At 48.3% G+C, this 15,562-nt stretch carries 12 protein-coding genes; 3 read left to right on the forward strand and 9 right to left on the reverse strand.

Annotation, left to right across the window (positions count from 1 at the left end; translation table 11 throughout):
• Positions 1 to 120: 120 nt before the first annotated feature.
• Positions 121 to 393 (reverse strand): HU family DNA-binding protein, encoded by a 273-nt coding sequence (locus ACKU35_RS00470; RefSeq protein WP_319762068.1) that lies wholly within the window; start codon positions 391 to 393, stop codon positions 121 to 123.
• A gap of 482 nt (positions 394 to 875) precedes the next feature.
• On the opposite strand from ACKU35_RS00470, the gene ACKU35_RS00475 reads away from it, so the two are divergent.
• Both ACKU35_RS00475 and groL read left to right on the forward strand, forming a co-directional pair.
• Positions 876 to 1,148 (forward strand): co-chaperone GroES, encoded by a 273-nt coding sequence (locus tag ACKU35_RS00475; RefSeq protein WP_319762070.1) that lies wholly within the window; start codon positions 876 to 878, stop codon positions 1,146 to 1,148.
• A 46-nt stretch (positions 1,149 to 1,194) separates the two neighbouring features.
• A complete protein-coding gene (groL, locus tag ACKU35_RS00480) occupies positions 1,195 to 2,781 on the forward strand; it encodes a chaperonin GroEL (RefSeq protein ID WP_319762072.1) in 1,587 nt (528 codons plus the stop codon).
• 186 nt (positions 2,782 to 2,967) lie between these two features.
• Here groL and ACKU35_RS00485 read toward each other — a convergent pair whose 3' ends face one another.
• The 6 genes from ACKU35_RS00485 to ACKU35_RS00510 all read right to left on the reverse strand — a co-directional run bounded on the left by ACKU35_RS00485 (position 2,968) and on the right by ACKU35_RS00510 (position 14,150).
• Complete coding sequence (locus ACKU35_RS00485; protein ID WP_319762073.1) at positions 2,968 to 5,400, reverse strand: glycosyltransferase; 2,433 nt, start codon at positions 5,398 to 5,400, stop codon at positions 2,968 to 2,970.
• Positions 5,401 to 5,591: 191 nt separating this feature from the next.
• Entirely contained in the window at positions 5,592 to 8,570 is a 2,979-nt protein-coding gene (locus ACKU35_RS00490; RefSeq protein ID WP_319762075.1) for an AIR synthase-related protein, read from the reverse strand.
• Between the two features lie 32 nt (positions 8,571 to 8,602).
• Positions 8,603 to 11,089 (reverse strand): diguanylate cyclase, encoded by a 2,487-nt coding sequence (locus tag ACKU35_RS00495; protein WP_319762077.1) that lies wholly within the window; start codon positions 11,087 to 11,089, stop codon positions 8,603 to 8,605.
• A 28-nt stretch (positions 11,090 to 11,117) separates the two neighbouring features.
• Complete coding sequence (locus ACKU35_RS00500) at positions 11,118 to 12,086, reverse strand: polyprenyl synthetase family protein (protein ID WP_319762080.1); 969 nt, start codon at positions 12,084 to 12,086, stop codon at positions 11,118 to 11,120.
• 51 nt (positions 12,087 to 12,137) lie between these two features.
• Positions 12,138 to 12,836: a futalosine hydrolase gene (gene mqnB, locus ACKU35_RS00505; protein WP_319762082.1), complete on the reverse strand. Its 699-nt coding sequence runs from the start codon at positions 12,834 to 12,836 to the stop codon at positions 12,138 to 12,140.
• A gap of 3 nt (positions 12,837 to 12,839) precedes the next feature.
• Positions 12,840 to 14,150, reverse strand: coding sequence for a nucleotide sugar dehydrogenase (locus tag ACKU35_RS00510; protein WP_319762084.1), 1,311 nt, complete (start codon positions 14,148 to 14,150; stop codon positions 12,840 to 12,842).
• A 141-nt stretch (positions 14,151 to 14,291) separates the two neighbouring features.
• Here ACKU35_RS00510 and ACKU35_RS00515 point away from each other — a divergent pair, with 141 nt between their 5' ends.
• Positions 14,292 to 14,501: a DUF2065 domain-containing protein gene (locus tag ACKU35_RS00515; protein ID WP_319762086.1), complete on the forward strand. Its 210-nt coding sequence runs from the start codon at positions 14,292 to 14,294 to the stop codon at positions 14,499 to 14,501.
• Positions 14,502 to 14,503: 2 nt separating this feature from the next.
• Here ACKU35_RS00515 and ACKU35_RS00520 read toward each other — a convergent pair whose 3' ends face one another.
• The gene (locus ACKU35_RS00520) at positions 14,504 to 15,235 is read right to left on the reverse strand and encodes a ubiquinone/menaquinone biosynthesis methyltransferase (RefSeq protein ID WP_319762088.1); all 732 of its coding nucleotides are present in this window, start codon (positions 15,233 to 15,235) and stop codon (positions 14,504 to 14,506) included.
• Complete coding sequence (locus ACKU35_RS00525) at positions 15,236 to 15,421, reverse strand: hypothetical protein (RefSeq protein ID WP_319762090.1); 186 nt, start codon at positions 15,419 to 15,421, stop codon at positions 15,236 to 15,238.
• Positions 15,422 to 15,562 lie beyond the last annotated feature (141 nt).

Here is a 15,562-nt window from a genome sequence, read left to right on the forward strand (position 1 = left end):
GATAGTTCGAAACACGAGAGAAAAGCCATAAATGGATATATTTTTTAAGTACACATAAAAAAAAAGCCGTTTCCGGTGTTCCCCGGAAACGGCTTTTAAAAAACTTCTTCAGAACCAGAATTATTTAACTGCGTCCTTGAGGAATTTTCCGGGAGTGAATTTGACGCCACGGGAAGCAGGGATCTGAATAGCTTCTCCGGTCTGGGGATTGCGGCCTGTACGAGCGGAACGCTCTACAGTTTTAAATGTACCGAAACCTGTAAGGGTGACATTACCTTCTTCTTTAAGGCCGTCTTCGATTGCACTGAGGATTCCGTCCAACGCGGTGGAAGCGTCTTTTGCACTCATATCCAGTTTTTCCCGGATTTTCTTAACAAGAACAGTTTTACTCATAATTAACTCCTTCAAAAGTATTTTGCCTACGCTTAAGGCGGCGAATATCCGTACCCCTTTAAGCCCACTACACCAGATAGTCTTAAAAAGCCATAGTGAAAAGTATATCTTAACTTTGTGCGGCTTCTTTTTACAAAAAAATCATAAAAAAGATAACATCTCACACAACGGTGCCGGGCGGCGCGATAGAGGCGGAAGAGGCGAATTACAGGTAATAACGGGCTTATGTCAAGCGAATTAACCTTAAAACAGACTTCATGCTGAAAACAGATGAACCGCTGATGTAATCGGGATCAAAAAAAGCGTGAGTTTTTTGTGCTTGCGGTGTTGACATATACGCAGGCTGTCTTAGTTTATGTGAGCTTCTTCGGAAGCATCCGGCCTGCTGAGATACGCAGGCTTTGAAATTTAAAAGTAAAATCCGCTTTAATCAATCGGATTACTTAATCTTATCTAAAAAGTTTATTTATTTTGGAGGAAACATGAATCTCAAGCCGTTACAAGACCGTGTACTTATCAAGCGTCTGGAAACCGAGCAGAAAACAGCTGGCGGCATCATCATCCCCGATTCCGCAAAAGAAAAACCCATGAAAGGTGAAGTTGTTGCTGCCGGTCCCGGTAAAGACAACAACCCCATGACAGTTAAAGCAGGCGATGTAGTTCTCTTCGCCAAATATGCCGGTAACGAACTGAAAATCGACGCTGACGAGTTCATCATCATGCGTGAAGACGAAATTCTCGCAATTGTCGAGTAATATCCCCTTAATAAAATAATTTTTCCAGATCAGGAGAATCATAAACATGGCTAAAACTATTGAATTTGACGTAACAGCACGTGAACGCCTGAAAATCGGCGTAGACACTCTTGCTGAAGCTGTAAAGGTTACCCTCGGCCCCAAAGGCCGTAACGTTGTCATCGAAAAATCCTGGGGCGCACCCACCATCACTAAAGACGGTGTTACCGTTGCCAAGGAAATCGACCTTGAAGACAAATTCGAGAACATGGGCGCACAGATGGTTAAGGAAGTTGCTTCCAAAACCAACGACATCGCCGGTGACGGTACTACTACCGCTACTGTTCTGGCTCAGTCCATCTTTGAAGAAGGTGTAAAGCTCGTTGCTGCCGGACGTAATCCCATGTCCATCAAACGTGGTATCGACTCTGCTGTTGAAGCAATTGTCGAAGAACTCGGCAAACTGGCCAAGCCCACCCGTGATAAAGCTGAAATCGCACAGGTCGGAACCATCTCCGCTAACAGCGATTCCACCATCGGTGAAATTCTCGCCGAAGCCATGGATAAAGTAGGTAAAGAAGGCGTTATCACCGTTGAGGAAGCCAAATCCATGAAAACCGAACTGGATGTTGTTGAAGGCATGCAGTTTGACCGCGGATACCTCTCCCCCTACTTCGCAACCGACACTGATAAAATGGTCTGCGAATTTGAAGATCCCATGATTCTTCTTGTTGAAAAGAAAGTTTCCAACATGAAAGATCTGCTGCCCATTCTTGAGCAGGTTCTGAAAATGTCCCGTCCCCTGCTCATCGTGGCAGAAGACGTGGACGGCGAAGCTCTGGCTACTCTCGTAGTAAACAGACTGCGCGCCAACCTCAATGTCTGCGCTATTAAGGCTCCCGGTTTCGGTGACCGCCGCAAGGAAATGCTCAAAGACATCGCTACCCTCACCGGTGCAACTGTTGTTTCCGAAGACATCGGTCTCTCCCTTGATGCTATGACCGTTGAAGGTCTTGGTACCGCAAAACGTGTACGTATCGACAAAGAAAACACCGTAATTGTTGACGGTGCAGGTAATGTTGATGACATCAAAGGCCGCGTAAAGCAGATCGAAGCACAGATCGCTGATTCTTCTTCCGACTATGACCGTGATAAACTTCAGGAACGCCTCGCCAAGCTGGTCGGCGGTGTTGCTGTAATCAAAGTCGGCGCTGCTACCGAAGTTGAAATGAAAGAAAAGAAAGCACGCGTTGAAGATGCTCTGAACGCAACCCGCGCTGCTGTTGAAGAAGGCATCGTAGCAGGTGGCGGAACCGCTCTTGTTCGTTGCGCCAAAGTCCTCGACGACCTCAAAGCCGGCAACGACGACGAACTCGCCGGTATCAACATCATCCGCCGCGCCGCCCAGCAGCCTCTGCGTATGATCGCAGCTAACGCTGGCTTCGAAGGCTCCGTTGTTGTTGAAAAAGTTGCCGCTGGCAAAGACGGTTTCGGCTTCAACGCAGGAACCGGCGAATACGAAGACCTCATCAAGGCCGGTGTTATCGACCCCAAAAAGGTTACCCGTATCGCTCTCCAGAACTCTGCTTCCGTGTCCAGCCTGCTGCTGACCACCGAATGCGCCATCACTGACGCAGTTGAAGACGAAGAATAGTTCTGTAGCTACAGATTATTAATAGAAAGGCCCGGAAGCTTTACGCTTTCGGGCCTTTTTTGTTCTTTCCGGCGGCTTAAACCATTTTTGAAAATAGATTTATTCCACTGTCGTCAGCCTTAAAGGGACTAAAGCAAGAATGCCAAAACTTTTCATTAGGGCTTCGCGCTTTGCCTTCTCAAACTTTTATTGCACTGCTGATCTCTTGGATAAGTCTTCGTACATGGTCCAGGTCTTGAGAAATTCGGCATCAAAAGAGCGTTTCTCTGTGTAGGTTCTTGCGCTTTTTTTCATGTATTGAAGCAGCTCAGGATGATCCGCAAGCCTCACAATCGCCCGTGACAGGGCATCTGAATTCCCGGCCTCTACAATCAGCCCTGTTGTGTCCTCAATAAGGTTCTCGCAAGGACCGCCGGAGTCGGTAACAATAACCGGAAGACCGGACGCCTGTGCTTCAAGAACAACATTCCCGAACGTATCTGTAGCGGAAGGAAAGACAAAAACATCCGAACTGGCGTAGCATGCAGAAAGTTCATCACCTGAAAGGTAACCTGTAAATGTTACCGGAAACCCTTCCAGCCGTCCTTTCATTTCTTCAAGATAGGGGCCGTCTCCGACCACAACCAGATGCAATTCCGGCCTCATGCTTGAAACCGTGATAAAAGCATCGGTCAGCACATCCAGATTTTTTTCTCTGGAAACGCGGCCTACGTATAGAAGTTTCACCGATTCCTTAACCTTAAATCTGCTATTGTAAAACCCGTTGCGCTTTTCCGGTGTAAAGCGATTAATATCCACTCCCCGGGGATAGACCTTGACTTTGTGAGGTTTAACACCCTTTTCGATCAGCTCATCGCCTGTTGATTCCGAGGGCACGAAAACCGTATCCATCTGGTTGTAAAACCAGATCATATATTTCCATGCCATATCTTCCAGACCGGTATCATCGGTAAAGGCACGCACATATTGAGGGAACGCGGTATGATACGTACCGTGAACGGGCAGCTTCAGCAGCTTTGCCACAGCAAGCCCGGCCAGCCCGACTGGGCCGGGTGTAGCCAGATGCAGCAGGGTGTAATTACTTTCAAGGCAATGTGAGAGTATCCGAAGGAATGGTGGATACTTAAAGGAAAGTTCCGGATATTCAGAAAATTCAAAATCACCCGCCGGTGTAAAATTCACAACCTGATCACTGGACCCCTCTGAACCGCAGGTAATTACCGTCAGTTTTTTATCGTGCTTTCGGGCCACATCGAGCTGGTGCTGCAGAGTCAGGGCCACACCGTTCACATCACTGAAGGTATCAGTGAAATGAGCGATTTTAGTCTCCCCTTCAAGCGGATCACTGTGTCCGAATGCATTGAGACAATCCCTAGCCAACTCCCGTTCGCTGGCAAAAAGTCCATACGAAACAAAATACGGAGCCAGCAGTGTATACAGTGATCCGGCTGCGCCGATTGTATGAAAAACGTCAAAAAGATTCGCACCCAGCGCGCTATTGATGATCTTATCTCCCAAACCGGAAAGGACCTTATCGGTGGCGTTGCCCACGAAACGGAACCATTCATTCTCCAATTCTTCGGGGCTGTACCTGAATCCGCAACTTATATTTCGTGCACGTTCATCGCTTTCCACAATGCGGTTGGCTTCACGTAACAAAGCGGCCTGTACGGAATCCGAAGTCCTGAAATATTTTTTGGAACGCTGACGGTAGATGAACTCCTGCAATTTATCGAGTATGGAGGGGCTTTCCTTGTCACCCGGGTCGAGTACATTATCTATATACCGAAAACATTCAACAGATCGCTTGAGTTTGGTGCAGTCAAAATGACTTTTGTAAAACTGATAGGCAATGCCGTACAGATTATGGGCCATGGTGTGCGGGGTGGCTGCTTTACCCTGAACCATTCCTTTACATTCGGTCACAGCTTTCAGCATTTCCTGCGGAGTGTTCACACCCACACACTCTGTATAAACCCGCGCGATATTAATGCCTGAATGGTCGTCAGAACCACCGGTAAGCCCTTTGACCCACGGAGTTTTTCCGTAGGGCGCAAGACCATGTTTATCAGCAAGGAAGTCAATTCTTTCAGGAGTCAGGTTATCGACAATTGTCCGTAGCGCCTGATTCTGCATTTCATCACGGGTACCGTTAAGCTCCAGAGTATTGAACAGCAAAAGAGCCTGTTCAAAATGCTCCGGGGTCAGCCTTTCATTGACCGCAAAGAGAGGATGGGCGAGCACATGAACGATGCCCTGCTCGCGCAGATAAGGCACCAATTCAAAAACATTTTCGCGTACTTTCTGAAATTCACGATGTTGTTTTTCGGTAATATCATAGGCAAGAACATGCAGCTTGCAGCCGTCTTCCGGGAAATATGTCGTAATTTCTTCGCTTACAAAAGCGTTATCAAGATGGGCTATTTCCAGACTGCCGTTGATAGTGTTGTGATCAGTAATCGTGACCATATTCATGGACCGGGCAATAGCTCTGTCATAAATTTTCAACGGTTCGGTGAAGCTCTCCGGACAGTCCAGTTTCTGCAGAATCCACTGGGACGGGCGGGTTGAATATTTAGAGTGTACATGCAGGTCCACCCTCACATTAGAACCTTTCATGGCAAAATCCTCCTGAAGTTCACGCGGCTCCCGCGCAAAGACATGCAGTTATTTTTGCCTATGTTAATAAGGGCTGGATGCTGTAACAGTCCCACGGTTCGGTTACGGTTTCAGGTTTTTTCAGAGAACAATAAAAAAAGGTCGCGCCCCTCATGGGACGCGACCTTACATTTTATATTATTTGCTTTCTGCTACCAGTTCAAGGTTTCCTTGAAAGCTGTGGCAAGATCTTCAACCTTGCTGCGTACAATACCTTCAGAACCTTCCATGAGGCCGAAGGAGTTGCCGCCCATGGTCATACCGATGCGCTGGCAGATCTGTCCTGCGAAGAGCTCTTCAAACTTACCGGCATTCTCAGGAGCTACAGTCACCGCAAAACGGGAAGCAGACTCACTGTAAAGCACGCCCAAGGTGGACATACCGTATTCAGTAGGAACAGAGCGAAGATCGACCTCACAACCGATACGGCCACCGAGGGACATCTCGGCAAGGGCAACACCCAGACCGCCGTCTGAAAGGTCATGACAGGAGGTCACAAGACGCTGACGCATGGCCTGATTAAGAGTCATGTACCTAGTTTTGGCGGTAAGCGCTTCTACATGAGGAACCTTATCATGCACAAAACCGAGCTGGGATGTGATTTCAGCCCCACCCATTTCGTCGCGGGTCATACCCAGCACGTAGATGAATTCACCGGGCTTCTTGAAATCGGAAGTAACGCACATATTGATGTCCGGGACAATTCCCACTGCGGAGAAGAGCACAGTCGGCGGAATGGAGATTTTCACGCCACCGCCTTTGTAATCGTTCTTCATGGAATCCTTACCGGAAATGCAGGGAACACCGAAAGCACGGCAGAAGTGAGACAGAGCCTGATTTGCGCGCACCAACTGGGCCAGCTTGTAGTGACCGTCCGGGGTTGATTCGGACTGAACCGGATCGCACCAGCAGAAGTTATCGATACCGGCCATATGGTTAATGTCACCGCCAACAGCCACTGCGTTACGGATAGCTTCGTCAACTGCGTTGGCCATCATCCAGTAGGTATCGAGATCAGAGAATTTGGGGCAGATACCGTGAGAAACAACAAGACCTTTATCATCATCGAAGTCAGGGCGGAGCACACCGGCATCGGCGGGACCATCTTCCTTCTCACCGACCAGAGGCTTGACGACACTGCGTCCCTGCACTTCATGGTCGTACTGACGGATAACATATTCTTTGCTGCAAATGTTGAGACGGCCAAGCATATCCTTGAGCAAGGCGGTATGGTCAGCAACTTCAGGTTCTCCGGTAAATTCAATTTCAGGACGCTCCCAGACAGCCTTGAGCTTCATCTGGGGAACTCCGTCATGCAGGAAATCCATGCGCACGCTGGCAACGGGTTTATCGCCGTAGCGGATATTGTACAAGCCGCTATCGGTATAGGTTCCGAGAGCAGTAGCTTCAACGTCCATTTCATCGGCCAGAGCCATGAACTCGTCCAATTTTTCCGGCGGAACAGCCAGAGTCATGCGTTCCTGAGCTTCAGAAACAAGGATTTCCCAAGGCTTGAGGCCATCGTATTTAAGCGGAGCTTTAGCGAGATCAAGATCACAACCGCCGCTATCCTCGGCCATTTCACCAACAGAAGAGGACAGGCCGCCGGCACCGTTATCGGTAATGGCGTTGTACAGTCCCAGATCGCGGGCACGCATCAGGCAGTCATACATTTTGCGCTGTGTGATGGGGTCGCCGATCTGCACCGCTGTTGCGGGGGAACCTTCATGCAGTTCTTCGGATGAAAAAGTAGCGCCGTGAATACCGTCCTTACCGATGCGACCTCCGGTCATGACAATTACGTCACCGGGCATGGCCTTCTTTTCGTAGCTTAAACGGCCAGCGGATTCAATCGGCATGGTGCCTACAGTACCGCAATAAACCAGCGGTTTACCGAGATACCTTTCGTCAAAAACAATGGAACCGTTCACGGTAGGAATACCGGACTTGTTACCACCGTGCTCAACGCCTTCACGCACACCCTCAAACACACGACGGGGATGCAGCAGACGGGGCGGCAGCTCACCTTCGTGAAAAGGTGATGCGAAACAGAAAACATCAGTATTGCAAAGCAGGTTCGCGCCCAGCCCGGTTCCCATGGGGTCGCGGTTAACACCGACAATACCGGTCAGTGCTCCACCGTAAGGGTCAAGGGCGGAAGGACTGTTGTGAGTCTCCATTTTAACGCAGACATTGAGCTTATCATTGAACTTGATAACACCGGCATTGTCTTTAAATACAGACAGGCAGAAATCATCATCGCCTTTTTCAGCGCGGATTTCCTTGGTGGTGTTCATGATGCAGGTTTTGTAAAGGCTGTCTACGGTAGAGGAAACACCGGTTTCCTTATTCTCGTAGCTGATTTTGGAGCTGAAAATCTTATGTTTGCAGTGCTCGGACCAAGTCTGAGCCAGAGCTTCAAGCTCGGCATCGGTAGGTTTAGCACCGAGTCCGATTTCTTCGCGCTGCTTGATTACTTCCGGATCGGTATAGTAATCACGAATGCAATGGAATTCTTCCAGACTCAAGGCAAGAGTGTTTGCACGGCTGAAGGCGACCATCTCGTCATCGGACATGGCTGCGATATCAATAACCGCAACTTCGTCACTGGCCTTGCCGGTAACCCGAGCTGCCTTGGCTTCAAAACCCGGAGATTTAACCCATTCTTCAGCAGAACGGATTTCGTATCTCTGGATAAGTTCGTTAGCCAGCAGGTCCTTAGCAATATGGCTGACCTTGTCCAGACCGAGATCTTCGGCAAAAAGGTACTGGGTGGAGGTGTAAACTTTCACTGCTTCCACATCAGCAGGCTCGGTAACCAGAATGACCGATTCCTTGGCTGTGCGGCCTTCGTTATCGGTAACACCGGGCCGGAACCCAACTTCAAGGTTCCATGCGAAATCCCCGGCCAAAGGCTCCAAAGAAGGATTATGCAAAACCGGGTCGTGCAGCACACCCTGATCCAGAACTTTTTGTATTTCGTCTTTTTCAAGACCTTCTACAGTATATACTTTGATGGTCCGGACTTCCCCGGCCTCTATACCGAGTTCTTCCCTGATCTTATTGGAAACTTTGTGGCCGTGAACATCACGGACATGGTCTTTAAGTGCGACCTCGACACGCCAGAGCATGGCTATCTCCTCTTGATGATTAAAGTCCGGGCCTATTTGGCCCAAACCAGTATATTTCCGCCTAAATCCTTGGCTTCATAAGTCGCTTTATCAGCGCGGTTCAGTATACTTGCGGAAGTATCACCTTCCTTGAGCAGAGTGAGACCACCGCTGATAGTGACTTTGCCGGAAAATTTTTTCTCAACCTGGAGCCGAATCCTGTTGCCTATCTTTTCCAAGGCTTCAGCACGGACTTCAGTAACAATAATCCCGAATTCATCTCCCCCGTAACGACAGGGGAAATCCATACCGGAGCGTAATTCAGTACGTAAAATATCGCCAACACCTTTAAGGACTTCGTCACCGACCTGATGCCCTTCAGTATCATTGACCGCCTTGAAGCCGTCCAGATCAAAAAACAACAGCCCTACCGGACGCCCAGTTCTCCTGCTGCGCTTAATTTCACGGGCAATTAGCGTGTTGAACTGAGTATGATTGAAAAGATCGGTCAAACCGTCAAAAACAGCCTGTCGCTTGAGCTTATCTTCCAATCTGCGGATGGCGGTAAGGTCACGGGCTACGATTAAACTTTTTTCTCCGGGGCCGGTCAGCTTACTTATAACGAATTCAAAGGGACGACCGGCAGTATCGGTCCTTTTCAACAGGACTTCCACAATGCTTTTTTCCCTTTCAAACATCTCCGGCCCCCAGAGTCCGGTATAAGTTTCGCAGGGGGTCGCTATTTCAAAAATATTGCGGCCCAGAAATATTTTGGAAAAACGCGATGAGGCGTAGGATATATTTCCCCTCTTATCAACGGTGAGCACAACATCACGCATGGAGTCTACCAGACCTTCGAGAAAATCCCGTTGCTTGAGAGCCTGAATCTGACTTTCAGACATCTCCCTGATATCCTCCATGATCAATGATATCAACTGCTCTCCACCTCGGTCCTGCTTGTATGCTGAGACATAAAGACAGGCCTCGCGGGGCATACCGCCGGTACGCAAGTTGACGCAGATAATTTTGCTGAATGATTTTCTGGATTCATCGCCCAGAAAATCACCCCAGCTGGAGCCCATACCTGCACCGAGTCCCATCTGGAAAAGTTCGCGGAAATTTTTCGTGCCGGAGACGGAAGCCCCGCCCAGTAAACGGGACATGGCTTCATTCATATCAATCAAGTCGCCATGAGCGTCCAGACTGGCTACACCTAGCGGTAAATTTTCCAAAATTTGGGCGCGATCCTCCATGAGGTGCTGCTTGGCACAATAGTGCTCGTAGGCTTGACCTATGAAACGAAAATAAAGGTGTAATCCTTTGCGATCCTTAGCGCTAAGACTTTTGGAATCATAGCGGACCCTGCCCAAAATGACATTTCTGCTTAAAATTTCCTCACCGAAACCGCGTTTCTGCCAGGGGATATTTTCAATAGAAAAAGCTTCGGGGGCAATATCCACGCCTTCACCTTCTATCCCCCTATAAAATTTGTATTTGTCTGTATGGGGAGATTTGAGTGCCAATTCCCAGTCGGTAATATCCCAACTCAATTTAAGGTGTCTGCCGATAATCCGGGCTATTGAAGCCACTCCTCCTTCCGCGGTCAACAGCTCAAGACTTAAGAAATAGCTTGATTGTAGACTCTTGATGGAATGGCTATAGAAATTTGTATCCTCTTCTTTATCAGACATGCCGAGGATGTTGAGCATGGATTGGAATTTAGTACGGCAGACTTCACGGAATGCTTCAATGTCTTCCTCATCCATATCCAAAATACGCTGAAGCTGAACCTCGAACTGCAAAACATTGAAAGGTGCGGCGTCATTGCCAAGTTCCATTTCAGCCCATTTAGTGGCAAGAATCACGGTCTGAGTAGGCAGCTCAAAAGAATCAATCTCATCAATGGCGTGGTGATGCTGCAGGGATGGACAGTTAAGCTGTTCCATCTTCCATTTGCTCAGTAAAAGCTGACTGAGACCACCATGATTCATCCCCCATATATCATTCTCTTCTTCCGCCTGTCCGATGCAGGATCTGGCTACCGAGTCCTTTGCAATTGTATCCGGAAGTTCTCCAGGGGCGGCGCAACGCAGAAAAAGCAAAGAAATATCCTTAAGCAGACAGCAGAGATAGACCTTATCCGCATCATCAGGGCATATACGAGAAGCAATAAGCTGGGCGGAGATAGCACCCCAGACAGTCAGCATCCAGTCGCTGTAAATTTTGTAATCTTTATTTTGCAGATTCGTGCAGATATGCTTCTGGTAGGTGACTGTTACAGCCAGATTGAGTAATTCACGAGTACCGAGAACAACAGCAGCCCGTTTAAAATCGGTTATTTCCTGAGAAAGACCGTAGAAAGGAGAATTAACCAGATTGATAATAGTGGTCGAAAGGGCGGGGTCCATACTGATTATCTTGCCAAGCACCGCAAAATCAGGTTCCGGCTTGCAGGCCTCCTCCATCAGTTGGAGCATGACCGGAGGAAAGCTGAGTTTCATCATCAGTCGCGGTGATTCAAGAATATCTTCCAGACTCATAGCTACAGCTCCTCCTTTAAATCATCACCTACTTTTTACGGGTCAAAACAAAATCAGCGGCCTGTTCCAAAACTCGTTGCTCCCCGCTTTTCGGTAACGGTGTCAGACAGGATTTAGCTTTTTCCACGTATTCAGCAGCATAAGTTCTGGTACGGGTTCCAAAACCGTGCTTTCTGATTTCCGCCAATACATGATCGCGTTTTTCATCCGACAGAGTCCGGTTCTTGATTTCTGCAAGTAACTTCTCTGCTTCTTTTTCTTGTAACATTTCAAGGTAAAGAATCAAAGGTAAAGTAATTTTACCTTCTTTTAAATCTCCACCTTCCGGTTTTCCGGTGTCGTCAGACGGAGATTCGTAATCAAGTGCGTCATCAACAAGCTGAAAAGCAATTCCCATATTCAGGCCGAAATTACCCAGAGCATCTTCCATTGTTCGGTCATCTGAGGCAAGAATGGCTCCGAGCCTGCATGAGGTCTCAATCAAGCGGGCAGTCTTCCCGATGATGATGTCCATATAGGTATCCCGGTTCATCAGCGGTTCGGAAATATGTGCTATTTCGAGGATCTCTCCTTCAACAGTGGCCATAATACCTGAAGCGAGAACGGCACTGATACGCGGTTTGCCGTAATCCGCACCGATCCTGTTAGCCAGTGCGAGAAGCACATCCCCGGCAAGAATTGTCTCGGTAGTTCCGAAGACAAGGTGTGAAGCTTCAACGCCCCGCCGCAGATCAGCGTCATCCAAAATATCATCATGGAGCAGGGTTGCGGCGTGCAGCAGCTCCAGAGAGCCTGCCAAGGGATAAATATCATCCTTTGCATAGCCAAGCCCACGGGCGGAAAGAATGGTCAGCACAGGGCGTATTCTTTTTCCCGGAGCAAGCAGCACATGCCTTGCAACATCTTTTACCAGCCCCTCAAGTTTTCCGGTTTCCTGATCAAGGAAATCGTTAATAAGGGGCAGTTCATCTTTGAAATAGGCTAATAACTCAATCATCCGCGTATGAAGTTTCCCGGTTACGAGAGACCAAAAGAAGCTTTGAGAAATCTACTTCACGAGAACCTGACAGACCCGTCCCAGTTCAGTGAGCGCACCGCGCAAATCCCAATCTTTACTATCTCTTGATCCCACAAGGTTTGAAACAGTCCGCACCTGACATAGCCCCACCCCGACGAGGGCGCACACATAAGCAGCCGCAAAACCTTCCATATTTTCTATATCCGCCGCATATTCATTTCTGTATACAGCAGCACCTTCCGCTGTGGCGGTCACTCCGCTCACAGTCAATGACACAGCTTCAGGCAGATTCTCAAATCGGTCAAGTCCAGAATCAAAAAGCCTTTTTCCAGAACAGAGTCTGAGAGCATTCCAGACAGGCTGACCGTCAATCTCAGCGAGGCTGAATCCCAGCCCTTTTGGATCGACAAGCCCGTCTTTTTTTAATCCGAATTCAGGCCAGATTTCTTTCCTCACCACACATGCGGAGCAAAGCGGAAACTGCTCGGCGTTAAATGTTCCGGCAATACCTGCCAGCACAACAATACCAACATCATTTCCGGCCAAGGCCCGGGTGATGGCGAAAGATGTATTTATAATCCCGATTCCGGTCACCAACAACAGCGCGGGACGACTGCCGAGCATGAACTCTACAACACTGCCCTGCTCCAGAGCAGGCAGCTTGCAGAAACCGCCAAGTGCGGCCTTCATCTCCTTGGCTGTTGCTGTGACAAAAAGAATCGGTTTCAAAAACTAAAGTCTCCAGTGTCTGATGCCGGCTTCTTTCAATTCCTCACGGTCAAAGAAGCATTTAACATCAATGATCAGCGCATTCTCAGGATTTCTGAACCAGCTTTTGATGGTATCAAGGCTGAGCTCACGGTATTTATCGTGGGATACAGCCAGAATAACGGCTTCAAGATCTTTAAATTCATCAAAAGAGGAGGTGGTGATGTTGTATTCTTCAACAGCTTCTTCAGGATCGGCATATGCATCATGGATAAGCACATCTACGCCGAACGACGACAGTTCCTCAACAACATCAACAACCTTGGTATTGCGCAGATCGGGAACATTTTCCTTAAAGGTCAAACCGAGAATACCTACTTTGGCGCCTTTGACCTTGCTATCGCCATTGATCATCTGCTTTACGGTGGTGTCGGCAATGAACTTACCTACAGAGTCGTTAATCTTGCGACCTGCAAGTATTACCTGCGGATGATGACCGATCTCCTCCGCCTTGGTGGTCAGGTAATACGGATCGACACCGATGCAGTGCCCACCGACCAGACCGGGACGGAAAGGAAGAAAATTCCACTTGGTTCCTGCTGCTTCGAGAACATCAAGAGTATCGATTCCCATTTTATCGAAAATCATGGAAAGTTCATTCATCAGCGAAATATTCAGGTCACGCTGGGTATTTTCTATGACTTTTGCAGCTTCTGCAACCTTGATGCTTGATGCGCGATGGGTTCCGGCGGTAACGATGGATGAATAGAGCTGATCCAGCAGTTCGGCCACTTCGTCATTATTACCGGCCACAACTTTGACGATGGTCTGTAAAGTATGCTCGCGGTCACCGGGATTGATGCGCTCAGGAGAATAGCCAACACCGAAATCATCACCATATTTGAGGCCGGATTTGTCTTCAAGAAGGGGCACACAAATATCTTCGGTGAGTCCGGGGTAAACCGTTGATTCGTAGACAACAATTGAACCGGCCGCCATGTTTTCGCCAACCATCGTGGTAGCACCGACTACAGGACGCAGGTCCGGGTTACGTGCTTCATCGATTGGAGTGGGAACGGCGACAATGATTACACTGCATTCTTTAAGGCGGGATGCATTGGTGCTGAATTCCACATAGTTGTGAAAATCATTTTCCAACACTTCGGCGGTGCGGTCATAACCTTCGCGAAGTTCTTTCACACGTTGCTCGGAGATATCAATCCCCAGAACATTGAATTTTCGTCCGAGAGCGACTGCCAGGGGCAGCCCTACATATCCCAGACCGACGACTGCGATAGATGTGTTCTTCTTTTCGATATCAAAAAATTTAATCATAACCTGTTGTCCTTTATTGCTTAGATAATCTGACAAGTCCCTAAAACACTTGCATAATAATCCAGGACTTAAAATTTAATAAAGTAACTTTGTTCAGTAAGGGTAGACAGAATCAGCCTGCACATATACATAGCACTTATTATGCACATTGATTGGACATTTTTGCTGTCAGCCCTTGGACTGGCCTTCATTATTGAAGGGATTCCTTATTTTATCTTTTCTGAGCGCATGCCCAGAATACTTATATCCATTATCGAACGAGGCCCGCGACAATTGCGTATCCTCGGACTTATTGCCATGATTTTCGGCTTGCTGCTGATCTCGCTAGGACAGTCGCTTGGCGAAATGTAGCGCTACTCTTCCGTTTTTTCAGCCACATGTATGTAGACTATCCCTGAAAGCAAAGGGATAAACATCACACGTCCAAAACCAGCTTCACGCAATTCCTCAGCAAGAGCCCTCTCATTCGGAAAAGCCCGAATCGTATCCGCCAGATAGGAATAAGCCCCGGAATCACCGGAAACGACCTTACCCAGCAGAGGTAGAACCTTGTTGAGGTAAAAATTATAAAAACCCTTCCATATACGCTTGCTTCCGGAACCGAACTCAAGAATACAGAAACGTGCGCCTGGTTTAAGAGTTCGCAGGACTTCTCTATAGCAATCCTCACGCGGGAGGATATTTCTAATGCCAAAAGATATCGTGGCCCCGTCAAGGCATTCATCAGGTAAAGGTAAAAGCCTGCCGTCAGCCTGAACTGTCGCAATGCTTTCGCGCCGGACGGCATGTTTGCCATCAAGCTTCTTGGCCTTGCCGCAGGCCAGCATCTGATGCGTAAAATCCATAGCCAGAACTTTCACATCCGGATACTGCCGCAGAGTTTCCACAGAAACGTCCAGAGTGCCGGCTGCGAGATCAAGCACACGCCCGCCCTTTCCCGGACGGACCAGTTTGACCAGACGGTAGCGCCAGTAGATATCCTGCCCGGCACTTAAAAAATGGTTCAAGAAGTCGTACCACCCGGCAATTCTACCGAACATGTCCCTGACTTTCCGGCCATGTTCCTGATGCGAGACCTGCGTCATCTACTGAGCTTCTCCCTTACCATCAGCGGAAAACTTATTTTCCTGCTCCACGATGGATGCAACAACATCGGCATGAATGGCATTAAAATGCTCGGAAAAATTAGAGGGGGAAATTCTTCCGATCTCTATAAATTTAACTACTATTTCCTTAGCGACCTGCAAAGCCTGCTTCTGAATCTTATCCATGGTACATATCCTTGATTAGGCTTGAAAACCCCGCCCGGTGGGAAATGGCCACGACCTCCACAGGTAGGGCGCCGGGCGGGTAAAAAGAAGAAAACCTGTTAAGCACCCTTCTTTTGTGAGGCTCTTTAGCATGAGACCTCC

It is taken from the genome of Maridesulfovibrio sp. (assembly GCF_963676065.1).
Classification (GTDB): Bacteria; Desulfobacterota; Desulfovibrionia; order Desulfovibrionales; family Desulfovibrionaceae; genus Maridesulfovibrio.

Coding starts and splice junctions, on each gene's coding strand:
- ACKU35_RS00470 (WP_319762068.1), bottom strand. CDS start 393: ATGAGTAAAACTGTTCTTGTTAAGAAAATCCGGGAAAAACTGGATATG.
- ACKU35_RS00475 (WP_319762070.1), top strand. CDS start 876: ATGAATCTCAAGCCGTTACAAGACCGTGTACTTATCAAGCGTCTGGAA.
- groL (WP_319762072.1), top strand. CDS start 1,195: ATGGCTAAAACTATTGAATTTGACGTAACAGCACGTGAACGCCTGAAA.
- ACKU35_RS00485 (WP_319762073.1), bottom strand. CDS start 5,400: ATGAAAGGTTCTAATGTGAGGGTGGACCTGCATGTACACTCTAAATAT.
- ACKU35_RS00490 (WP_319762075.1), bottom strand. CDS start 8,570: ATGCTCTGGCGTGTCGAGGTCGCACTTAAAGACCATGTCCGTGATGTT.
- ACKU35_RS00495 (WP_319762077.1), bottom strand. CDS start 11,089: ATGAGTCTGGAAGATATTCTTGAATCACCGCGACTGATGATGAAACTC.
- ACKU35_RS00500 (WP_319762080.1), bottom strand. CDS start 12,086: ATGATTGAGTTATTAGCCTATTTCAAAGATGAACTGCCCCTTATTAAC.
- ACKU35_RS00510 (WP_319762084.1), bottom strand. CDS start 14,150: ATGATTAAATTTTTTGATATCGAAAAGAAGAACACATCTATCGCAGTC.
- ACKU35_RS00515 (WP_319762086.1), top strand. CDS start 14,292: ATGCACATTGATTGGACATTTTTGCTGTCAGCCCTTGGACTGGCCTTC.
- ACKU35_RS00520 (WP_319762088.1), bottom strand. CDS start 15,235: ATGACGCAGGTCTCGCATCAGGAACATGGCCGGAAAGTCAGGGACATG.
- ACKU35_RS00525 (WP_319762090.1), bottom strand. CDS start 15,421: ATGGATAAGATTCAGAAGCAGGCTTTGCAGGTCGCTAAGGAAATAGTA.